The following is a 23,517-nucleotide window of genomic DNA, read 5'->3' on the forward strand; positions in this document are numbered from 1 at the left end:
GGTAGCATTATGCAAACATTCTATCCCGTTTTTGAAAGTGGCCAGGTATTGACGTCGTCGCACCTCAATCAGCTTTCTACCTGGTTAAATGATCAGGACACATCGACGCGGCGCTTAATGTTAGGCATAGGCCGGGTATGTGGTTTAGAGGTAACGCGCGGCAGTGGCAATGCTATTTCAATTGGTCGTGGATGTGGCGTCACCTCAAATGGGCTGCTGATGTTGCTGCCTGATGCCGAGACCTATAGCCATAGTCGCAGCTATCAGCTGCCGACCGCGGTGATGGTGGATGATGACGGCTTCAACGACAGAGTCGCACAAGCTGGCGGCCTGTTAGGCGACAACAACTTTGACCTGTGGGAATTGGTCACTGACGAGTACATAGAAGAGCCTAACAAACCCGTTGCTACGGCGCTAACCCCACAGTTCTTGCAAGACAAAGTGGTGTTGCTGTTGCTGGAGGTCAACGTCGAGTCGCTGAAACGTTGTGACCTTAACGATTGCTCTGACAAGGGGGCGCGTGAGCTGCTTCCGGTTCGGCGTTTACTTATCTCGAAGCAAGATGCCCGTACCTTGTGGGCGCAGGAAACCGCTGAACGAGAATTTCTGACCCCCAGAGATCTGGATTGGCAAAGTAAGCGCGAAGCGTTAGCGCCCCTGTTTGCTCCCACACTCAATATGGCGGCGACCAATAGCCACAGCTTATTGCAGCTACGTCAGTTAGCAGTGCAGAAAGCACAAGCATTGTGGCAACAGCTATCGCAGCAGTTGCAGCTCAGTTTTGAGGTTTACCAGTATCTACTCCATGAGATTTTTCCGGCCACCGAATTCCCCAACGGCCCTTGGTTTGGTTTGGCTCCGGTACCGGAAACCAACATAAGCAATTTACCGCAGCTGTTTACCGATATTCATCAGCTCGACCGGCTGAAAGATATCGTGAGTTCATACAATGAATTTCTCGAACTGGCACTGCAACATCAGGGGATATGCTGCCCGCAGCCGACGCGATTCCCATTTCATTTGCTGCTTGGTGCACCACAAATTAAAGCCCATGCCGATAATCAAACCAAGGCGCAACCAGCAGATATAGATTTTGCGCTGGGGGGCAAGACGGAACCGATTCCTCTGCGCCACGGCTTTTACTCCAGCCCGCAACTGAACAATCAGCAACAGATCGCGAGCCTGCTGAAGCAACGCTATTACCGCACGTGGTTGTTGATGAAGCGTTTCTACCTTGATGCGTTGGAAAATCAGTCGTTGCGGATCACGCCCAGTCGATTGAGTGCGTCATTGTCACAACAGGCAATACCCTACTATTACCAGTTACGGCCATTGGATGATCTGCATCGGAACTGGCATGGGGAAGCGACTTCAAATCAGCGTTTGCAGCAGGTGTTTGGCTACGCTTTTACCGGTAGCTCGCCTCATCCTCTGACACATGAATTAGACGACCACGATTTCTATCGTGTTGAAGGACTGTTGGGCAAAGGTTTGGGGCAAGCCATCGCAGCGTTAAAGCTACAAAAGATGCAATACGGTTTGCCATTCAGTATCGAGCCGGTGTTCGCTTCGGTTGAATCGATGACAACACCGGAAGCGAAGCTTCAGGCTTTTCAGTTGCTGCAGAAAGATCAGACCTTAATGCGTCTGTTTAAATGCAAAACCGGCGATCTGGATATGCTGCTGTTACTGGTGCTGTCACTGATATTTCAGCTGTTGCTTGCCTTGTTATATGCCTTAGCGAGGGTGTCATATTCGCCGCAGATGCTGGTGATGAATGTGATGGCAGCAGAGGAGAGTACAACAGAACAACCCGAACCCAGCAGAGAGACCGCATCAGACCAACCTGCAGATAGCGTCCCTCTGATGCGTCTAGAACGCGGCCACAGAACCTTTAATACCGTTGAAGCCAAGCGCATGGATGATGAAAGAAGCCGGGCGATCACGGCAATAGCAGCGCAGTCTATGCAATCCAACGATATCGCAGAGATGGTGCTAGATGAGGTGAAGCAGGGCGATCTGGAGGTGCAGTATATTCTCGACATGCTGGATGATGATGAAGATAAGCAGAGTGAAATCAGTACTCTGTATAAGTCAGTCAGAGCCGCCGAAAACAGCAGCAGCTTGTATGACCGGATGCGGCAGAAAATGGGCGCAGAGGCGTCCAATGACGAGGTCGAAGAGACATATGAAACCGTCAGAATGATCGCCCATACCGAAGCGCTGATGGCCAAGGCGTCGGTGAGCAGCGGTGCAGATTTCGATTTCGATGATTTTGATACCGAAATGAAGGGGCTCAGCGAAGCGTTTCAGGCATTTCAGGCGCGTCCGGCAGAGGGTGACGGTGCCAAGCTTCGTGCCAGTATTAGTAATCAGGTCAGCATGTTGAGTACATTGACCTCCAGCGCATTGTTGAAAAATCTGGCAGGGGAGATGCAAAAACGGGTGAAACAGATTTTTGCCGAGTTTTCACTGCAAGGGTACTTGAATAAGCATCCGGGGTTGGCTCACAAGTGCGGTGTGCCAAAGGGAGGCACCTTAGTACTCGTATATACCCACCGCTCTATGTTGGATGCGCTCAATAAGAAATTGCAAACAGTAAAAGAGACCGACGAGCCTGCTTTTAATGTGGCTGAAATGCTGCCGAATGCGATGCTTTCTACCGAGTTTGTAGCGTCTCTTGCCCACCGTGTTAGCGACAGTGATGACAGCGAACGAGCGATGATCAGGGAGATCTCTGAGGTAATGCGTCGTCATGGCAATGAGGAGCGACTGATGGCTATGCAGCCAGCGGCCAATCGTTCCGCGCCAGAAGTGGCCACTGACACAACCACTGATGCGATGCCAGCAATGGCGCGAAGTGTGCACGTCGCCACTGTAGCGAATGAGTCTAACCATGAAGCGGCCGTGGCGATGGCTGCGCCGCGGGATGAAGTGTCGTTGCTAAGCGAGGCGGTGGTGATGGATCGCTTGGAGAAGTTAGATGCCGTCAGAGCCGTGGCGCCAGATGACCCGATAAACGAGTGGGTGGTAGTGGCGGATTTCTGTTTGCCAACCAGCTGTTGTGACAGTGATTGCACCGATCTCGATTACGTACCTAAGCCAAAACCTATACCTAAGAAAATCAAAGTGTCTGGCCGCGTTGTGGTCGCACGGAGTGTTGCAAGTAAACCGGCGAAGTCTATTGTTGCCCGCAGCAAACAGGAAGTGATCCCTCATGCCGTGCTGACGGTGGTTGATCGTGAAGAACAAGCGGTGAAGGTGAAGATGGCGAAAGGGCACTTTGTGTTCACTGCGGCACCCGGTGTTTATCAAGTGACTGTGTCTGCCAAAGGGTTTGTTACACAACAGCGGGAGACAGAACTGATGACCTCGCCGCGCGAAGAGGTCATTGTGCAACTGCAACCCAGTAAAACCCGTGGCTAAGCCACTTTTTGAACGGGTACTGGTATGGATGACAGGGTAAAGATCCGGCGAACCAGACTACAGATATCAACGGCTGAACAGCCGGAGACTGGTGCGCGCTGGCATCAGCACTGGGCGAGTCGATTTCAGCGTGTTTATGCGCCCTGTATTCAGCAAGCGCTGCTAGCTCAGTTAAAGCGGCTTAACGAGCAAAGCGATGGCAGCGATGACGCTGCCGTTATCCATATTCCACGGCTAACCCTGCGGTTGGGTGATTTGCCGCCAGAGGACACCGCAGAGCAAGCATTAGCCGGGATGACGCGGGAGATTGAACGTCAGATTTATGATCAACTGCAGCCAGGGACAGACACGCAGCTCTATACCCACTCCAACGCAGAGTGGTTAATCAACGGTTACCTGAGCTATTTGCAAAACGGATTTTTCCATAACGGTGCCGACTTCGGCGCTATCAGTGAGCTGGAAACCAGATTAATGGCCAGTGCCGGTGACTCTGGGGATCTGTTGCAGCGGTTACGTCAACATGGCATTGACGACAATCAGATTTGCCGGATGGCCCTGCAACATTCTGCGCGTTTTATTCATTGGCTTGTGGCCACAGTGTCTCCCGCACGACAGCGCTACCTTGCAGAATTGGAAAGCCAAAGTACAACGGAAGCAACGCAGCTGATGTGCCGGTTATTTGCTGTTTGGATCGGTGTGCGCGAACCACCAAACAGCCAGCTGTCTGCGGTTAATTGGCGTGAGTTAACGGCACTTTCGGCGGCAACCCCTGTGGCTGGTGATATCACAGGCGCAGAGAGTACCGCTGTTTCTCCTGATAACGCTTTTAGCGGGGTCAGTCAGGCGCAGCTACTCGCGACGCTAGCGATGTGGAGCAAACGCCGCCATGGCGAGCCGCAAGCAAACGAACTGTTGCAGCAACACTCGTCGTCAACAGCATCTTCTGATGATTTACCCCCAACTTCAAAGCAAGCCCATGACCCACCAGCGGAGGCGAGTTCCTGGTTGGTTTGCCACTGCGGTGTGCTGCTGTTGCATCCATTTTTACCAACGTTATTTCAGCGGTTGGGATGGCTGCGCAGTGACAGCCCTGAGCGTCTTGCAGATGCCCACCAACTGCAGGCGTTATTTGCGCTGCACTATCTCGCGACGGGTCAGCAGCAGGCAGAGGAGGGGGAACTTGTTTTTGCCAAGTTTTTACTGGGGATGGAATTTAGTGAGCCGGTGCCGCACGCTCTGGCGTTGCCGCCAGCGGTATACAGCGAGTTAGATAGACTGCTTTGCGAGGTTATCTCCCACTGGTCGATTTTAAAGAACACATCGGTGGCGGGCTTACGTGAAACCTTCCTGCAACGCTCAGGGTGTTTAATGCCTTTGGATGAAGGCTACCGCTTAAAGGTGGAACTCCGTTCTGTCGATCTGTTGCTGCAGCAGTTGCCTTGGACCTATCAGTTGATTGTGTTGCCGTGGCTAACTAAGCCGCTGTTTGTTGAGTGGCACTGACCATGCCAGTGAAAACGCTTGCCATCGCCCCTGAAAGCAGTCGTCAGCGCAGTCGCGTGCTATCGGCAACTACGCAGCGCGATACTCACCCCAGCCTAACCCTTGCCAGTGCAAGACAAGGCCGCCAGCCAGCTCATTCAGAGGGGCAAGTCAGCAGGGAGGGGCGTGTCATCACGACGTCGCAACCACAGGTTGTAGGACAAGATCCAGCGTCAGATGGGCAGCCGCGAGAGATGCCGCACAGAGAGTCGCCAACAGCCGCCGTGGCAGAGGTGGTTACCGAGAATAGCTCGTTGCAGGGAGAAGCCGCTAACCAACAGCAGCGTACAGATGGTGCAGAGATAGCAGAAGCGGAGCCTGCCACGGATGCCACTCCTATATCGGCAAATGAAGTGCGACAAACCGAACAAGCGGGTGCCGCACAAAATAGCAGGCAAACGCAGTCGCAGCAGAACAGCGCCGTACTAAGTACTGCTCACCAAAACACAGCCTCACAAAGCGCAGCAACACAAAATATTGCTCACCAAAATACTGTTCATCAAAATACTGCTCCCCAAAATACGGCGCCGCAAAACGCTGTACCCGCCAATGCAGCTCCAGCCACCAACGGGCTGCAAGCGGTATTACAGCCGCAGGGGCAAACTCACCGTGAACAGCCAACATCAGAACAAGCCGCGGCGCTGGCGAAAGTTAATGATGTCAAGGTCATCAAGCCGCACAGCGGTGCGGCCGATCTGCCTGCCTCTGCCCACCAGCCAAAAGAAAAAGACGAGCAGCAAAGTGAAACAGCAAAACCGGGAGCCAAGGAAGCAGGGGCTGAGCAGTCTGCGCAGGTGACAGTAAAGCTCCCCGCTGAAGTTTCTGCGCCGCCAGCGGTTGCGGCAAAGATAGCGCCGCTCGCCCTTAGTGGCGCTTCCGATAATGTCGTACAACAGTTTAGTTCTGCTTCGCCGTCGCAGATGGCGGTTAACGCTGCCAAACTGGGAACCAATGTCAGTGCTTCATTGACCAGCGAACACCAGAAAGAAGTTAAAAACGTCCCCGTGCTGAAAGTGGACTTGAAAGGCAAACAGCCAGTTAAACAAAAAGCAGGAACAGAGCAAACAACGCCCCAGGATATTGCCTCCGGGGTAACCGCGCCGAATCCGACACCTGCAGTGCCCACTCCTCATAAGGATAAAGCCCCCGCACCGAACAACAGTGCATCCCTTAAGCAGCTGGATGCTGAACCAAGCCGCAAAGGAATGAACTTCTGGGAGTGGTTAAAAGCGAAAGTGCTTAGCTTGACCGCCAATATTAAAACCACAGATCCCGGGGTGAACACCAAAGCAGGCAGTGCGAAGAAAGTGGCGTTAAAAGGGGAGGCTGATCCTGATCGTGTGGTTCGCCAGCGCAGTGACGCTCGGCGTCAAGTCTCCACCAAACAGCAAGCATTGGTGAGCAGCATAAAAGCCAACCCTGGACAGGATAAGATCCAGCCAAAAACGGTGCAGCAGGATTGTAGTGTGGTCATGGTGACTCCTGCGCCTGCACCTTTGGTGACAGCATCTAACTCGCATCTCACTGACTACGCCAGTGCGGTGATCCCCGCAGAGGTAAGAGAGAAAGCAGACCAGACCTTGAAACAGAAGATGAATGCGCGTTTGGACAAAGCGCGTGTACAGACCAAGCAAGCGGTTAGCAAGCGGGACGGTGATAAGGGGAAAGCGTTACAACAGGCGAAAACAAAAACGGCCGCCATTAACCAGCAGGCAGAAGCTAGGCAACGCCAGCAGGTCTTAGACAATCGCAAGCAGGTAGCCGCAGAACAGCGTGCTGGCATTGCAGAAACAAACAAGCAGCTGAAGCAGTTCGATCAGGAAGCGAGTAAAGAGCAAAGCTCGGTGGACAGTGCGGTTAAGGCGAAAGTTAAAGGTGCTGAGAAAGGCGCTGCAGACACCCTTAAGAAAGCGGAACAGGATGCGGATAAACGTAAACAGCAAGGAGAGGCTGACGCCGCGGTAAAGAAAAAGCAATTGAAAAAGGCGCAGAAGAAAAAGAGTTGGTGGCAAAAGGTAAAAGGGGCAATTAAATCTGCGGTGAAAGCGATCAGCAAGGCGATAGACGTTGTTTTTACCAAAATGCGCCAAGCGGTCAAGTTCATTATCGATAAGGCGAAGAATGCGGCCATTGGCCTGATAAACAAGGCTCGCAAATGGGTGGTGGACAAGCTAAACAAGTTTCGTGACTGGGCGAAAAAACAGGTCACCCGTTACATCGGCAAACTATTTCCTAAGCTTGCCAAGGCGATCAATAAGCTGATCGACAAGGTAGTCGATAAAGCGGTGAAGGCGGTTAACGCGATCGCCGACAAAGCGATTGCCGGTGTGAAAGCCGTTGCCGGGTTTATCGGCAAGGCGTTGGATAAGATCCTTGCGGTGTTCCAAACCGCATTAAAAGCCGCAGTACAAATTGTTGGTGCCGTGCTCACGGGCGATTTTACCGAAGCGCTAAAAATCGCGATCCGTGCCGCCTGTGACATTGCCGGTATCAGCCCTAAGCCTATTTTCGATTTCATTAATCGTGCGGCTAGCAAGGTTGTACCTATTCTGGTTAATCCAGATAAGTTCATCAAAAATCTTTGCAAAGCCGTGGGGATGGGGTTGCGCAATTTTGTAAAACATATCCGTGTTCATCTGGTATCCGGTTTAGTGAGTTGGCTCACCGGTGCCATGTCGTCTGTTCCCATTACTTTGCCGAAAAAATTTGATGCCAAGGGTGTATTTAGCCTTGTCCGGCAGGTCATGGGACTCACCTGGGAAAATCTTAAAGCGCGCATCATTAAACGGTTTCCGGCCGCAGCCGGGGTGATGGAGGGGATCGCCAAAGGCGTAACGATCATTCACCAGTTGGTGACCAAAGGGCCGGGCGTGCTTTGGGAGATGGTGAAAGAGAAACTGGCCAACCTGAAACAGATGGTGATGTCGGAGATACGCAAGTTTGTCATTTTCCGTTTAATTGAAGCGGGGATCTCCTGGCTGCTGGGGATGCTGAACCCAATCGGAGCACTCTACAAGGTGCTCAAGCTACTGTTCGATCTGGTGATGTTCTTCGTGCGCAACTTTCAGCGTATTAAAGCCTTTATCTTGTCTATCTACGGTGCCATTACGTCGATAGCCGCAGGTGTGTTGACCAAGGCTGCGAAAGCGGTTGAAGGCTCGTTGGCTCGCATTATCCCAATTGCGATATCGTTTTTGGCATCGCTGCTGAATCTCGGCGGGCTAGCGGGGATGATCCAGGGGATCATTAAAACCGCCGCTAAACCGGTGACGCGCCTGTTTGATTTTCTGGTGGATAAAGCGGTAGCCGTGGGTAAGCGCTTGCTGAAAGGAGGGAAAAAAGTCGCCAAAAAAGTAGTCAGCAAGCTGGTGGCGTGGTGGAAGGCGAAAAAGTCGTTTAAAGCCAATAACGGCGAAACTCATACGCTGTTGTTTAAAGGGCAGGGTAATAGCGCAGTGCTGGTGATGCGCAGTGAAGAGCATACCTACAGTAGCTTTTTGAATTCGTTGTCACCGGCAGATCTAAAACCGAAACAAATTACGCGGCTGAACAAAGCAAAAGTGATTGCGGCAAATATCGACCGGACGCGCAAAGAGCTAAGTAGCGCAAAAAGTGATGCCGTTAAGAAAGCTAAAAGTCGTGAGATTAATGGCTTGCTTACGCAGTTAAGCGTTAAGACAGCTTCCCTGTTTGGCGGAACGCCTAAGTGTGGCCAGATAAAATTTGGTGGCGTCAATACCGCAGGGTTTGGTAAATCAATGTCTATTCAGCCGCTTACTAATCGTGATGCACCGAAAGGATCTCGGCCCGATCTTCCGCCCACTGCGGTATACAAAAATCTAAATCTAAGACGTCATCCGACAAATCCGGGCAAGGCCAGTTTTTATGTTCGAGGACACTTACTCAATCAAAAGCTGGGAGGAACGGGCAAGGAGTGGAAAAATCTGACACCTCTATCTCAATCGGGCAATCATCAGCATGAAGTACAGGCCGAAAGCTATGTGAAAAAAGGGGTGAGTGCGGGTGCCACTATGCAATATAGCGTGACACCTAAATACAGCAGTGGTCATCCGGGAGGAAACGCTTTGAAGTCTTCTCTACAAGAAGCGTATCCGGCTCACGCTGCCGAGTTTGCCAGTATTGTTGATGCTGAAGTGCATGTGCCTATTTCATTGTCGGTGACGGCGTCAGTGCTGAAGAGAAAAGGTAAGGGATATACGGAACTGAGTAAAAAAAGTTGGAGCATCAATAATCCAATCCAACCCACCGTCGACCGATATGCGGTTAAGAGTATGAGCAAGTTAGTGCCGGTGGCGTTAAATCCGCTTACCAGTACTAAGCCGCTGACAGATCAACCGGGTAAACCTATCTCCGCCGATCAGGCGATCGCAATTTTATTGGCGGTTGAGGAGAAACGAAAATCCTCTACAAAGGGAAAAGGTTTTGCTTCATACAATGCGCTGGCTACTGTTGCGGCAGATATCGAACCGTCAGTTAATCTTAATCAATTAACAACATGGCGAAAACAAAACTATATTCGGCTTAGATAGTGGTTATCTCAGGTGGTTGTGATTCTAGTTTGCAGAGGGCAAAGGAACTTAACTTGATAAAAACAGAGCAGCTATCGCAGCAAAAATTGGCAACCAACGCCGCCAATCTTGAACACGGCTTTGCATATTTGAAGCAGGTGTTTTTGGCACGGATAAAGTTGCATGAGCAGCAACAAGTGTCAGGTGAGGATGGGGATCAAGCGGCGATTGCCGATGAGGTTGAGTTACCTCCGTTGGCGTTCTATCAAGATGGCTCCAGCTTTTCGTTGTTTATCGAAGCGCACCAACCCAGCTTTGAAGAGTACGTGATCCTCCTACTGGCCTTGGTGCCCCATGTGCAAAGCTGTTTTTTCGACCAAATATTCGAAGCACATTGTGAGCATGGTGCGCCAGCGGAATTTGGTGGTAGCCGTCAGAATGAACACCGGCTGTTTCAACCGACCGGAGAAACTGCGCTTTACCTGTTGGCGGGCGGAGATCTGGACAGGCGATTTCAAGTACAACAGTTGTTGGCAAGCCAACACTGGTTGGCACAGCAAAACATTGTGCGGTTGGAAGCCCCCGATACGGGTCAGTCTTATCTGAGTGGGCGACTGACCATGGATGCCGACAAGGTCGAACAGTTTACGGTGGGGCATAGTCCTGAGCCAGATTTTAGTTCGGCATTTCCGGCGCAAAAGATCACTACCCACCTGGCGTGGGAAGAGCTGGTGCTGCCAGACGCGGTGATGAACCGCATCGAAGATATTAAAGATTGGATCAGTTACAACGTCACCATGATGGCTGACTGGCAGATGGCACGGAAATTAAAACCGGGGCATCGGGCGCTGTTTTATGGGCCATCGGGTACCGGAAAAACATTAACAGCAACGCTGCTGGGCGAAGCAACTAACCGGTCGGTATACCGGGTTGACCTGTCTACGGTTGTTTCCAAGTACATTGGTGAAACTGAAAAGAACCTGGCTAAGCTGTTCGATACTGCCGATGGTCAGGGTTGGATCCTGTTTTTCGATGAGGCGGATGCGCTCTTTGGTAAGCGCACGGCAGTCAATGATGCCCATGACCGCTACGCCAATCAGGAAGTGTCATTTTTGCTGCAAAAAATAGAAGAGTTTGATGGCTTGATTATTCTTGCATCCAACTTCAAGACCAATATGGATGATGCCTTCTTACGACGTTTTAATAGCGTGGTGCATTTTCCCTTCCCAACGGAGCAGGAGCGAGAAGCGATCTGGCGCAATAACCTACCAGAGGCGCTTCCCTGGCAGCAGGGGGACGATTTACCCAAATCACTGGCGCGTTATGAGTTGGCGGGAGGCGCCATCGTTAATGCCGTGCAGTACGCCTGCATTAAGTCCCTTGCTCGCAAGCACAAAGAACTCCAGCAAGAGAGTTTGTTGGATGGCATCGCCTTAGAACTGGAGAAGTTGGGTAAAGTGTTTCGTAAATAACTTAGGTGATGCATCTGTATGTTTTCTGAATGAGGCGAAAACAAGTACGCCAGTTGCGTTTATGTTTGCCTATTAATGGTTCTTTACCTGCTGCAATTTTTGCTGGCACCGTTCTGGTGCGCTCGCCTACTTCTAGTGATTGTAAAATAACCTGACACTATTCATTTAGGGTTAGCTGCTGTTCATGAAATTCCATTGGTTGTTCTGCTCTTCTCTTTAATGCTAATTAAGTCAGTTGCTTAGAATGTTTTTAGGTGCTTTTTATCAAGGCTGGAATAGCTCTTGCTCTGGTTAGGGGAAAGCAACAACCGCCTTTAAACGAGGGAGCGTCAGATGGATAGGTATCTGCAATCTTTAGGAGTTCGTGGGGCATCACGTATACAAGTAACGGCAATTGCCATTGGCCTGTTACTTATCGTTATGAATCTTGGTCAATATGCGTTGTGTGTGTTTATCCTCTCAGCACTGTTCTCATGGCGTGTTTTTGCCGCTATTGAGCGTGACCAAAATAGCTTTGAATCAATCTTGCTTGACGTCAAAGCGGGTAAGACCAAGGATATTGACTCGGTAAACTCCGGGCCGCTGCAAGCCCTCTATCCGTTAATTGATGATCTGGTACGCCACGCTCAACGTGAGTTGTCAGCCATTAAATCTGTCAGTGCCGAAATGGGATTCTCAGCCAAAGAGCTAGCCAGCAACGCCATTGAGGTGGCAAGCCATTGTCAGCAGCAGTCTGACGCCACCACGTCATCCGCCTCTGCCGCCACCGAGATCAGCCAGAGTATCGACGATGTGTCCCACCGTATCGAAGTGACTCGGGATGCGGTGGAAAACAGCAGTCAGTTATGCCATCAGGGGCGCGCCGAACTGACCAAAACCAGAGAACAAGTTGTCAGCGTCAACCAAAGCGTAATTTGTACTGGAGAAAGCTTGAAGGCACTGGATGAAAAACTGGGGGCAATTGTCTCTATGTCGCGCTTTATTCGCGAGATCGCCGAGCAAACTAACTTATTAGCCTTGAATGCAGCGATTGAAGCCGCGCGTGCCGGTGAACATGGTCGAGGCTTCAGTGTGGTTGCTGATGAGGTGAGGGGGCTGGCACAGCGCAGCCATGAATCCGCCAATGCAATTACCAAGCAGGTAACCGAAGTCACCAGCAGCATGTCAGAGGTCGGCCAGCAGATGCTGCAGGCGTTGGGATCAACTGAACAGTGTCAGTACAGCGTTGATGCCGCTTACGCGTCATTAGAGGCCATTGTATTAGCAACAGAACAGGTCTCTGACCAAATCGGTGGTATTGCTACGGCGTCCGAACAACAGGCGATTGCCACACGGGAGATATCCCAGAACATGGAGCAGGTGGCCGTTACCGCCGAGCGTAACGCATTTATGGCGAAGCAAAACGCCAGCGTTGCAGATCATCTGCAAAACATCACCCGCATGGAGGCTTGAACATGCTGAATACTCACATTGATATCTCAATTGTCGTTACCTTGGTTACTGCCTTGTTGTTCCTCGTTTTGGTGATCAGTTGGGTGCACCTGCGCAATAAGCAAGCGATGACGGAACGGGTGAGCAATGGCCTGGCATGGCTTAAGAGCTTCCGCCAGCTGTTGACCCTCATTCAGCAACATCGTGGTTTAACCAACGGTTACCTGTGTGGTGACAGTGGCCTGAACAAACGCATACTGCCGTTGCAGGGTAAAGCCACACGGCTGATCCGGCAGCTGCAACTTAGCGATAGCTGGTTGGCAGACAACCCTGAGTGGCAAGGCATTGAACGCCACTGGCAGCGCCTATCTACTGGTTTCAACAATCAAACCTCTACCAATAATTTAGAACAGCACAACAAGTTGATCACCAACCTGCTTTATCTGGTTGATGACTGTGGCGAAGCCCACCGCTTATACGAGCTTAAAGATCAGCAGGGGCGATCTATCCGTTATTTGTGGCAGTCATTGCTGGTAACCGCTGAACATATCGGTCAAGCACGTGCGATTGGTACCGGGGTAGCGGCGTCTGGTCAGTGCGATAGCGTGGATCGGATCCGTCTGGCTTACTTGCAAAAAGCGATCGCTGATTTTGTCGCCGTTGAACGGGCAATGAATAAAACTGCGTTGAGCAACTTATTGCAGGTGTTAGCGCAAGAGGTGATTACCGACCGTCCTACCGTCAGCGCTAACGATTATTTTGACATTGCCACGCAAGCGTTAGAGGAGGTGTTTGTCTCATTTGATCAGGCGATTGAGGCATTACAAGAAACCCCGAGTGGCTTCACTCAACAGGCGCAAGCCCCGAAGGGCTCAGGCTATGCCACGAATCCGCAGCATGTGTGATGTTTAGGCTATGTTTAGTGGCTAGCTAAGAGATGGATACTCCTGCTAACTGTTTTTATACGGAACGGGATTCTTCTTATCTACAAAGTATGGCTAACTAGCTTGCTGTTTTTATTGCTTATTTAGCTTTCTCTAGCGTGCATATAGGAACTCTATAACGCCGCATTCTCGCTTTCACCGGCACAGATGAGTGTATAAACAGCCCAAACATGGAGCTAACTGCTTGATAGCTATAAAGTTGAGGGCGTATATTGGTGAGATAATTGATTGGCGGACGCTGTGGCTTAGTGAGAATTCCGTCTAATACACTGTTATATGCCAGGAGGCTGCATGAAATTTCCAAATGATGTTGATGGTGACGTTTTAAGGTCTCTTCAAGATCAGGGATTCGATTTTAGCCAGGCCGTTTCAATCGACTTTAATGTAGATTTTCCCTATTGGCCACCTTCCCAAAAGGCCTTAGCTATTTTGGAAAATACTTTTGGTCATATTGAGGTTTATGAGCCAGAAGACGAGTATGAGGGATATGTTCTTTTCCAGCTTAATGATTTGCTCACACACGATTTAGTTGTTTCAACTCAAGAGGCTGCAACAAAACTAATGCAACCTTATCAAGGTGTTTGTGAGTCATGGGGCGTACTAACATAAATGGCATATAACAAGTCAGTCAAATCGCCCAAACAAGTTTGGGCTGGGACATCAAAGTTGCGCTGCGTTTTGTACTCGCTCCGCGAGTTTAGTACAAAACACTGCTCGCTTTGCTGCCCCTTACTGAAGCGCTGGAGGATCCCCTCATAAATCCCCCAGTCCAGCGGTGTGAACCAGCCTTAAAAATTCATTCATAGCCCAGCGTATTCGCTGCTCTGAGATAACAAAGTCCGGTCGCCTCCGAACTTCTTTACCTAAACGAACAACCGATAATACAGCTCGCTTTCTGATGGTGTTTGCCTGAAAGTGGCGTTGCCATCCAATCTGTTGCGCCACCAAGCCTAACCACCAAAGCATGATTTCTGCGAGCATGGCGATTAGCAGCAGTACATCGTAACGGCGCGGACAGCGCGAGCGACTATGACGCAAACCAAAGCCGTATTGCGGACTTTTTAAATCGCGGAAGGTTTCTTCTATCTGCATCCGCTTGGCGTACAGCTTGGTGACTTGTACAGAGTTAAACAGCGCTGGCGGTAAGTTGGTTGCCAGCACCCAAGGCTCTTTGGCGGAGCGGTGATACAGCTTCTTGGCGGAGTGATTGTTGCCTGAGCGGCGAGAACGCTTGTCTTTGCGCTGTTTATCTTTGGATTTAAATAAATAGAGCTGACAAGGCATGGGTTTCTTTTTCGCTATCTGTACCGCCCCGATATAGCGGGCTTTGCTGTTAGCTGAGTCGTAAAGGGTTTTGGTCAGTTGCCACTGTTTACCGAGCTGATAACAGACCTCACCACGTAAGCGGCCTAACCAATACCAACCATAACTGGCTACTTCCCGAAACCAGGTGTTGCGATAACCGGCATCCGTCACAATCAGCGGCGTACAGCCGTCCGGCAAGATACAAGAGAGCTCTTTCAGGAACAGGTTATGACTACGGGGCGCGTTATAATCCTTAAACTCAAAAGTGCGCTCATACAGCGTTATCGAGCGTCCTTTCACCGAGACAGAAGCCCGCAATGTCATCATTCGTAACTGCTCCCGCACATCAGCCCAATCCACCAAAACAACAGGCATGGGATTGGCACCACATAACTGCCGCGCGTGCCACTGATATACCGCCAATCGTTCGTTATTCAGATGATGATTGCCCAATAACCGATCCATCCGTTTAATGTTGTGCTTGGGCGCAACACGCCCCTCAATGTTTCGTCCTAGTTCGGTCAATGACAAGCTATCGCCATCGAGTAGCGACTGGGTCGCAACTATCAGGGAACTCAGGCGTTTTTTGTGAATTTGCGGACACTGTTGTGCAAGCATTTGGTGTAGGATTTGAACTTCGCGCATCCCGACTGCCTCCGTGCAGGGTGAGATAGGATTTGTTTTTGGCGAAATTAATTAGATCAAACCACGGGGTGCGCGTCTACTTTTATGAATTTCCTAGGGATTATGAGGGGATTCGCTAGACTGAAGCGTTAGCAGTCCATATGAATCAAGCATTGGTTAAATCAATCAAGTATATTTTCTTGGCAGCTCTTGCTGTGACAGTCCTGTACTTAGGAAAGTGCAGCTACGAAATATATGATGCCTTACGCCCTGAAAATATGTGCGGTAAGAAATTGGGCTATGAGTCAATGTCGCCATCTGGTTCTCACAAGGCCGTGATTTACGAATTTAATTGCGGTGCAATGGATCCTTTTAGCACACAAATATCGATATTGGCTCCAAACGAAAAAATCCCATATTCTGGCGGTAATGTTTTTGGCTCATCACGCGGTGAGCGCCGAGGTGACTGGAATGGACCATATGCCGAAATTGAGTGGTTATCGGAAAATCATCTGCATATAAAATACATCAAAGATACAAATGTTCACCATCTAGCAACTGAAGTAAATGGGGTGAAAATCACCAGTGAAACTCTGTAGCAAAAAACTGCTAACAAGCAAAGACAGCATCACCCTGCGGGCTGGACGCGCTAACGCGCGCCGCTGCTTTGGGCGTTAAGCACACAGAGAATTATGAGCATTACTGAGTTATGGTTAGATCATTCGCAATCTCGTTTCCCTAAAGGTTATGGCGGGAACGACGTAAATGGAGTGAGCGTTACCTCGGTTGATACCTACGCTACAGGATGTATTGGTAGCTACATAGGGCATGAGCGAAAGAGCATTGATCTTGAAAGGTATCAAGTCCTACAAAAGTGTAAAAGTGAGCTTGAGGAAGTATTGCCCTACGTAGATGGTGAGGCATTTATATACTTTGGCAGGCTTCACGAAATGTGCAGCGCTATAATTACGGAGGCAAGCATTGCTTAACAAACACCAGCACAAACAGGCACTCCGTGCCTTGGACTCGCAACAAGTTGCTCAACTGTGTTGCGGGCGTTATGTGTAATTGAGTCGAAGAATAATGGAATATCTAGAACCTTGGGAAGAGTACGAAAAGAATCATGAAGCCGCAGCAAAGGAGTTAGCGAGAGAGCTTTGTCCTGCTCATATTCTTTATAAAGTTAAAGCTTCAGCCGTCGCTTATAGATGTGACTGCGATGATGTTCTATTTAAATTATCTGGCTTTACGCATGAGTACGCAGTTGTTCATCTAACTTATTCAAAAGAAACAGAGCCAGCGTATCCATCAACTGAACTCTTTGAAAGCAAAGAGGCATGGGTAACCAACTGCATGTTGCCAGATCACGAGGATTACACATGCTAAGCAATACACACATAACAAGTGCAGCCATGCTCGCCCTTCGGGCTGGACCTCCGCAAACTGTCACGTTTTGTGCTGCGCACAAAAAGCGCCAATTTGCTCCGGCCCATGCTGGCGGCGTTATATGCCTTCGTGGTGAACTATGAAGTACATAATTACTACCAAAGATTTTCGGCCATTTATTGCGGGAATTTTTTCATCTGAGTCTGACATGAATGAATACATCATGCAGTTCGATATGGAACAAAAAGAACAAACTGCTATTAAGTCTTTAGATCTTTCTTATCCGTTTTGGATTACTGAAGACCATAATGGTTTTGCATTTTATTCACGCGCAGAACTAAAAGCTCTATTCAATAGCTTTCTTGAGAGTCGTTTGGACAATGATGATTATTGCTACACTAATCTATACATGGTGGATGAGGATTTTCGAAGTAATATTCCAGGTAAAGATTCAATGGGGATGTTGAGACATTGGCACATTGAAAATTATGAGCTTGGAGTTGTAGAAGAGTCAGGTATTGAGGCGTTGTGGCAATGAACGGTGTGTCATATAACAAAGTTGTCAAATTGAGAGTTTTTCCGTCGCTCTTTCTTGTGCTTAATAGCACAAACAGGTTCCTCCAAAACTGTAATTTGCAACGGCGTTAGGCATCACGACACATGAGCAACAAAGAATTAGAAAAAGTTTATATTGATCTTCCCAATCACTGGGCGATAGGTGGCGAATCGTTTTGGGCTACTCCTCTGGGAAATGACCTGTATCGGATTGAGAATGTTCCATTCTTTGCGTATGGGCTAAATTTCCTAGACGTGGTTTTAGCCACGTCCGACTCTGATGAACTTAAGCCAGAAATACGTAAAGTAGTGAACCCAAGTGGCCACAGAACTTATCGAATCATTTTCAAAAATGAAACTGAGCGTGAAAAGCAGGTTGAGCTTTTGGAAGCGCTTGAACAACATGAAGCTTCGTACGAAAGAGCTGATGCAATAAATGTCGCCGTCGATATCAAGCCCAGCGGTGACCATATAGCGGTTTATGATCAACTGGATGAATACGAACAGACAGGCTTTTTATCGTTTGAAACATGCGAAGCAAGAATCGAAGGTAGCTTCGATGATTTACCCGATGAAGAAGAAAATGCCTAAAAAGCTGTATGGGGCGTTATACGAATCTCAAGTATGGATGATGAAATCAAGTTAATAGTTTCAAATGAAACTGATATCTCTATCGAAAAATTAAACGAAAAATCTACCTTGCTAGGTGATCTTAACATTGATGGAGATGATGCATGGGAAGTATTTGAACAATGCCACTCAAAATTTCAACTTGATTTAACAAACTTTGAATTTAATAAGTATTTTAGGTCGGAGCCTTGTTTTAAAGGTTTAGTGTATCTTTACCGTAAACTAAAATATCGTGATGAGCATATTGCAGCAAACAAGCTTCCTATTACGGTTGAGAAATTAATCAATGCGTGTAAAAAAGGTAGATGGTAAATTCGTATAATAAGTCGTTTAAGCGGGACTTGTAGTTGATCCGGTTCAGTGGACACCAAAGTCAAACAAGACGGAGGACATCATCCACCCGACAAGGTCGCTTACGGACTCCAGTTTTTTGCTGTTTACTCTGCCCCTGCAGAATTTGAGAAACGCTTGTACAGAAGATTGGGGGCCCGCCCCTCCCAGATGCTCGCAGGATACCCACCCGAACGGATGGCTAAATGGCTGTTGGATCACGCTCTTCTCCAAGGGCTTGGATACGCTTATTTGTTGGCCAGATTAGTGAAGCGGGGCAATAAAACCACCTCATCTGAGCCACAATGCTTGTTCGCGCTTTGGTGTTAAAAGAGACTGGCCAACTGCGTTAAAGCGAATCCAGATCCGCCAGATAGGTGCCGGCTTGGCTTAAAATTGCGGTGCGGTTTTCATCACTCATCTTGTCCCAGTTGCGATACACCATACCGATGCGTGGGTTGCGGGCGATGCGGTCACGATGTTCATTCATAAAGTGCCAATAGAGGGCGTTAAACGGGCAGGCTTTCGATCCGGTTTTTTGCTTCACTTGATAATGACAGTTGGCGCAGTAATCACTCATCTTATTGATATAGTTTCCGCTAGCAGCGTAGGGTTTACTGGCAAGTAAGCCTCCGTCTGCAAACTGGCTCATCCCCCGGGTGTTGGGCATTTCCACCCATTCAATCGCGTCGATATAGACGCCGAGATACCAGGCGTCGACTAAGTCAGGATCCATACCTGTGATGAGTGCAAAGTTACCGATCACCATCAAGCGTTGAATATGGTGGCCGTAGGCATACTCAAGGCTTTGGCCCAAAGACTCCCGCATACAACGCATCTGAGTTTCGCCATCCCAGAAGTACTTTGGCAGTGTTCTATGGCCATTGAGTGCATTTTTTTCTGCATATTGCGGCATGTTTAGCCAGTAAATGCCGCGAACATATTCTCGCCATCCCAGGATTTGACGCACGAAACCCTCAACCTGGGCAATGGTGATGGCGCCGTCTGCTTGCCGATATGCAGTAATGGCTGCATCGATCACCTGTTTTGGATGCAACAGCTTGGCATTCATGGCGAAGGAAAGTCGGCAGTGATAGAGACTCCATTTGGTTTCACTCTGGCAGGTCATTGCATCCTGAAATCGGCCGAATTTAGGCAGTAGCTGCTGACAAAAATAGTCGAGCAACTGTAACCCCTGTTGGCGGGTAACCGGCCACAACAGGGCGCTATGATAACTGCCGAAATATTCGACCTTGTGTTTGTCGAGTCGCGCCTTGATATCAGTGACATCATTGGCGAAGCAGAGTGGCTCAGGCAGCGCTTCGATCTCCTGTTGGCTTAGCTTCTCTCTGTTGTTGGCATCGTAATTCCATTGGCCACCTTCGGGTTCATCGCCGTTCATCAGCAGCTCATATCGGCGGCGCATTTTCCGATAGAAGGTTTCCATGCGGTGTGCTGTATCTGCTTTGAAATAGTGGTTAAGTTCATCGAACGGGAGTAGAAAATGTTCACTTTCCCATATGGTGCGGCTTACTCCATCAGGTAGCTGCATGGTCTCTAGTTGCTGTTTTAATCGATACTCATCTGGCCGCTGAAATTCAAAACCGTTGGCGCCCGTGAACGTCAGTAAGTCGTTTATCAGTGGTGGCAGGCTCTCATAGGCGTGAGTGTCGTCTAGCGTCAGGTGAAGTACCTGGTGACCTGCGGTTTTTAGTGCTTTGGCAAAGCCTGCCATAGCACAGAAAAAGGCACATATCTTTTGGATATGATGTTTGACGTAACCGATTTCCTGTTTCAGTTCAGCTATCAGGTAGAGGGTGCCGGGGTCGACAGAGCGATACCAGCTATGAGACGGGTTGAGCTGATCACCCAATATCAATCTGATCCGCTCAGTAGGTAGCAGAGGGCCAGACGGCTGAGTTTGGTCAGCGAGTTCGCCTCTCTTGGAAAGGTAAGTCTGGGCGCGTTCTAAGGCTGACTGCAGTGCTTTATCTATCATGTACTTATTCTCGGATTGGTGTTAGCCGGTTTTTGTTTTGATTGACGGCGACATCGTTCAGAGCAGTATTTGACGTCATCCCATACTTTTTCCCATTTTTTACGCCAGTCAAATGGCCGCTCGCAGATCGGGCAGCGCTTAGATGGGAGTTGAGTTTTCTTGTGCATTGGCGACCCTTCTTCGGCTTCACTTACTCACTGGAACAGAGACCGGCCAATCTGCTGCATCGACGGAGTCGATAACTGCACCGCAGGCACCCTCATCACCGCGCCACTTGGCAATGTAGTCACCCTCTGGGTCGAACATCTGTTGCTGTTTTTTGAGATTAAAATGGCGACCCTGACGGGGATCTGCACCCACGCCAGCGATGTACTGCCAGTTGCCCCAGTTGGATGCTACGTCATAATCCAAAAGCTGTTGCTCGAAGTAGTAGGCACCAGCACGCCAATCGAGTTGCAGTTCGTGAATGAGACAACTGGCGACTATTTGCCTGCCACGATTTGATAGCTGGCCTGTTGTTCTAAGTTGATTCATGCAGGCGTTCACTAAAGGGTAGGGTGTGGTGCCGTTGATCCAGCGGGCAAGCCTTTCGCCATAAAGGCAACCCGTCACCGGTTTATTGGTGATCCCGCGAAGCTGAAACAGCTTGTTGCCATGCTTGAGCGCGTAAAGCTGAAAGTATTCGCGCCAAAGCAACTCAAAGTAGATCCAGTAGGTGCTTTCGTTTCTGCCGTGCAAACGTTGGTACTTTCCCAGAGCCGCTAAAACTTGGGTCGGCGAAAGCGTGCCGTTAGCCAACCAAGGAGAAAACCGAGTGCTGGTGAACTCACCATCAAGGGCGTTGCGAGTTTCTTTGTAGTGACTGGCTGCTGATGTTTGGAAGTAGGCATGCAAAAAGTTTGCTGCTGTATCTTCGTCGCCTTTAATGGGCGGGGAGGTTAACTGAGTTTCCTCTGCCGCGTCTGTGGTGCTTGAATCGCCTAACCTGGCCTGCCATTTGTCGACGGGTAAAAGTGCAGGCTGACTTCCTTGCTGATCTATTTCTGTTGGTGGTGGGGGCAGTGATGGCGGGGCGGCCAGCACCTGCGCATCACCATAATTTGGCGCGGCCTGTTCTATCAGCCTGCGAAACTGGGAGAAGGTGTCCGGCAGGGCATCAACAATCATTGGTAACTCGTCAGGTTGGTAGATGCTTTGCACGGCGGCGCTGATAAATGTTGTGTTTGGAAATCGACTTTGCAGTTGTTGCCAAGGATGCTTCTCCTCACTGGCTACCTGGCGAGCGCGATAGATAGCATCCGGTTGAAGTTGTTCAATCAGGCCATCAAGGATGGCTGTTGGTTCGCCCTCTGCGTAATGCAGGGTTTGCTCTAAATTTTTCAGCTTGGTGTTTAGTGACTGCAATGTCTGCCACTGAAAGCGACTCCTCTCAGCACTCATGCGGCTGGCCACAAATCGGTTACCACGGGTCTGCTGTGGGCTTTGAATGAAAATGAATAGCAGGTGTTGGCATTGCTGCGCAGCACGCACCAACAGTGGATGATCTTTGAGCCGTAGATCGTTACTGAACCAGAATAGGCCTAGCCGATATTTTTGTGAGTCAGTTGCGAGCAAGTCGTTTTACCTTTGCGGCGACAAACAAAATTGTTTGTTATGGCAAAGATATACGTTACCTCGAAGCGTTTGGGTTTAAATCTGTATCGATTTGAACGGCTTTATTTAAAAGATAAGAGGAAAATCGGATACCCGCCCTCTGCAGGCTTTAGCCAACGGGCGCAGGCAATGTAGAGAACCCTCAGCATGCGTGATGTGTAGGTCATGTTTAATGGCTAGATAAGAGATGGATACTCCTGCTAACTGTTTTTATGCGGAACGGTATTCTTCTTATCTACAAGGTATGGCGCTCTAGCTTGCTGTTTTTATTGCTTATTTAGATTTCTCTTGCGTGCATATAGGAACCCTATCACGCCGTATTCTCGCTTTCACCGGCACAGATGAGTGTATAAACAGCCCAAACATTGAGCTAACTGCTTGATAGCTATAAAGTTGAGGGCGTATATTGGCGAAACAATTGATTGGCGGACGCTGTGGTTTAGTGAGAATTCCGTCTAATACACTGTTAGCATTCATAGAGGTATCAAGCATTGTTTGATCATGAAAAGTTTGATCATTATCCATTTGAAAAAATTCCATTAGAGCAAGACCTATATTTAATGGACGAAAAATTTCTGAATGAATATGAAAAGATGATGAGTCATTTTTTGAGTGACCCACAAAATAATGATTACGAACCTGTTGGATACGTTAGCTTTGTAGCGGCAAGAAAAATTCTAGCTAACTCTGTAGAGTTATCCTGGTATGCAAATGTTTCTGATCGATTTCATGAAGTTTCGATTATCTTAACAAAAGAAAATTTTGTACGTTGCATCGGGTGCTGGCAGTATGATGAGAAACCAATTATCTTCGTTAATGGAGACTGGTTAAATAGCCTTTATGCTCGTTCTTTTTCTGTTTTCGCTATGGTTGACGCCATTGGAGTAAAACAGTATTTGGAAGAAGATAAACTCACTACAGCAATGCTCTGTTCATTAAGGGATCGTATCGATGCACTAGCAAGTGAGTATCCATCAGTATCATTTATATCCTTTGCGGATAGCTTACTTTTGAAAAGCAATTGGTCTGTAGGTGCGCATGATAATGATGTTACTTATAGTTACGAGCCTGAGCTTTTTGTTAAATTGTCAGCAGAAATATCGACTATTTATCAAGAGTGTTTAGGTTTGCCAACCTATTCTGTCATTACACAAGGGCAAAACTCTTATTATGATGACAATCTACTTCATATATCAGATTCAAAAAATCATATATCTCTAAATAGCTTAGGAATTCCATTCGCTCAATTAATGGACATAGAGCATACTGCTCGAGCAAAAATTCGTGCAAAAGAACATAGTCCAGCGGAAGTTTATATGGATTCACAATATTATAATTCACTATATTTCAAGTTCGACTTTGAAAAGCGTGAGCAGCCTAAAGCTTCTTATTCGACAAAAATGGTCAGTAAGGATTGCGAATATTACTTTAATTCTGCTGCCACAATTTTGGATAATCTGCGAACTGAATGCTAACAAGTGCATTAAGGGCGGACGCGTAACACTTGGCTCGCGCTCGTTCCTCGCTAAGTTTAGCCAAGTGTTTCTTGCCGCTTATGCAGGCGCTGGAGGATCCCCTCATAAATCCCCCAGTCCAGCTGTGTGAACCAGCCTTAAAAATTCATTCATAGCCCAGCGTATTCGCTGCTCTGAGATAACAAAGTCCGGCCGTCTCCGAACTTCTTTACCTAA

17 protein-coding genes are annotated in these 23,517 nt (G+C 48.8%); 13 read left to right on the forward strand and 4 right to left on the reverse strand.

Annotation, left to right across the window (positions count from 1 at the left end; all coding sequences use genetic code 11):
• The first annotated feature begins 9 nt into the window (after positions 1–9).
• The 7 genes from DU002_RS09080 (at position 10) to DU002_RS09110 (ending at position 13,953) form a co-directional block, all read left to right on the forward strand.
• Complete coding sequence (locus DU002_RS09080; RefSeq protein WP_114338050.1) at positions 10–3,426, forward strand: carboxypeptidase-like regulatory domain-containing protein; 3,417 nt, start codon at positions 10–12, stop codon at positions 3,424–3,426.
• Positions 3,427–3,450: 24 nt separating this feature from the next.
• A complete protein-coding gene (locus DU002_RS09085) occupies positions 3,451–4,929 on the forward strand; it encodes a contractile injection system tape measure protein (protein WP_114338051.1) in 1,479 nt (492 codons plus the stop codon).
• A gap of 2 nt (positions 4,930–4,931) precedes the next feature.
• Positions 4,932–9,518: a DNA/RNA non-specific endonuclease gene (locus DU002_RS09090; RefSeq protein ID WP_114338052.1), complete on the forward strand. Its 4,587-nt coding sequence runs from the start codon at positions 4,932–4,934 to the stop codon at positions 9,516–9,518.
• Between the two features lie 53 nt (positions 9,519–9,571).
• The gene (locus tag DU002_RS09095; protein WP_114338053.1) at positions 9,572–10,969 is read left to right on the forward strand and encodes an ATP-binding protein; all 1,398 of its coding nucleotides are present in this window, start codon (positions 9,572–9,574) and stop codon (positions 10,967–10,969) included.
• 333 nt (positions 10,970–11,302) lie between these two features.
• Positions 11,303–12,421 carry a methyl-accepting chemotaxis protein gene (locus tag DU002_RS09100; protein ID WP_114338054.1) on the forward strand — a complete coding sequence of 373 codons (1,119 nt, stop codon included), beginning with the start codon at positions 11,303–11,305 and terminating at the stop codon, positions 12,419–12,421.
• A 2-nt stretch (positions 12,422–12,423) separates the two neighbouring features.
• On the forward strand, positions 12,424–13,305 hold the full coding sequence (locus tag DU002_RS09105) for a nitrate- and nitrite sensing domain-containing protein (protein WP_114338055.1): 882 nt from the start codon (positions 12,424–12,426) through the stop codon (positions 13,303–13,305).
• Between the two features lie 330 nt (positions 13,306–13,635).
• Positions 13,636–13,953 carry a ribonuclease E inhibitor RraB gene (locus DU002_RS09110; RefSeq protein WP_233496457.1) on the forward strand — a complete coding sequence of 106 codons (318 nt, stop codon included), beginning with the start codon at positions 13,636–13,638 and terminating at the stop codon, positions 13,951–13,953.
• A gap of 144 nt (positions 13,954–14,097) precedes the next feature.
• Here the strand turns inward: DU002_RS09110 and DU002_RS09115 are convergent, their stop codons facing one another.
• Complete coding sequence (locus DU002_RS09115; protein WP_114338057.1) at positions 14,098–15,294, reverse strand: IS4 family transposase; 1,197 nt, start codon at positions 15,292–15,294, stop codon at positions 14,098–14,100.
• A 140-nt stretch (positions 15,295–15,434) separates the two neighbouring features.
• Here DU002_RS09115 and DU002_RS09120 point away from each other — a divergent pair, with 140 nt between their 5' ends.
• From DU002_RS09120 to DU002_RS09145, 5 genes are all read left to right on the forward strand, one after another.
• Positions 15,435–15,872, forward strand: a complete 438-nt coding sequence (locus DU002_RS09120) for a hypothetical protein (protein WP_114338058.1) — start codon at positions 15,435–15,437, stop codon at positions 15,870–15,872.
• Between the two features lie 484 nt (positions 15,873–16,356).
• The gene (locus DU002_RS09130) at positions 16,357–16,659 is read left to right on the forward strand and encodes a hypothetical protein (RefSeq protein WP_114338060.1); all 303 of its coding nucleotides are present in this window, start codon (positions 16,357–16,359) and stop codon (positions 16,657–16,659) included.
• A gap of 139 nt (positions 16,660–16,798) precedes the next feature.
• On the forward strand, positions 16,799–17,197 hold the full coding sequence (locus DU002_RS09135; protein ID WP_147271821.1) for a hypothetical protein: 399 nt from the start codon (positions 16,799–16,801) through the stop codon (positions 17,195–17,197).
• Between the two features lie 122 nt (positions 17,198–17,319).
• Positions 17,320–17,805 (forward strand): DUF4265 domain-containing protein, encoded by a 486-nt coding sequence (locus DU002_RS09140; RefSeq protein ID WP_114338062.1) that lies wholly within the window; start codon positions 17,320–17,322, stop codon positions 17,803–17,805.
• A 33-nt stretch (positions 17,806–17,838) separates the two neighbouring features.
• Positions 17,839–18,156 carry a DUF1493 family protein gene (locus tag DU002_RS09145; RefSeq protein ID WP_114338063.1) on the forward strand — a complete coding sequence of 106 codons (318 nt, stop codon included), beginning with the start codon at positions 17,839–17,841 and terminating at the stop codon, positions 18,154–18,156.
• A 367-nt stretch (positions 18,157–18,523) separates the two neighbouring features.
• On the opposite strand, the gene DU002_RS09150 is transcribed toward DU002_RS09145, so the two are convergent.
• From DU002_RS09150 to DU002_RS09160, 3 genes are read right to left on the reverse strand one after another with little or no spacing between them, the layout of a single operon-like run.
• Positions 18,524–20,173 carry a cryptochrome/photolyase family protein gene (locus tag DU002_RS09150; protein WP_114338064.1) on the reverse strand — a complete coding sequence of 550 codons (1,650 nt, stop codon included), beginning with the start codon at positions 20,171–20,173 and terminating at the stop codon, positions 18,524–18,526.
• Positions 20,170–20,340, reverse strand: coding sequence for a DUF2256 domain-containing protein (locus DU002_RS09155; protein WP_114338065.1), 171 nt, complete (start codon positions 20,338–20,340; stop codon positions 20,170–20,172). The genes DU002_RS09150 and DU002_RS09155 overlap by 4 nt, the downstream gene beginning before the upstream one ends.
• A 19-nt stretch (positions 20,341–20,359) precedes the next feature.
• On the reverse strand, positions 20,360–21,787 hold the full coding sequence (locus DU002_RS09160) for a DASH family cryptochrome (protein ID WP_114338066.1): 1,428 nt from the start codon (positions 21,785–21,787) through the stop codon (positions 20,360–20,362).
• Between the two features lie 530 nt (positions 21,788–22,317).
• On the opposite strand from DU002_RS09160, the gene DU002_RS09165 reads away from it, so the two are divergent.
• Complete coding sequence (locus DU002_RS09165) at positions 22,318–23,301, forward strand: hypothetical protein (RefSeq protein WP_114338067.1); 984 nt, start codon at positions 22,318–22,320, stop codon at positions 23,299–23,301.
• Positions 23,302–23,517 lie beyond the last annotated feature (216 nt).

The organism is Corallincola holothuriorum (assembly GCF_003336225.1).
Lineage (GTDB): Bacteria > Pseudomonadota > Gammaproteobacteria > Enterobacterales > Neiellaceae > Corallincola > Corallincola holothuriorum.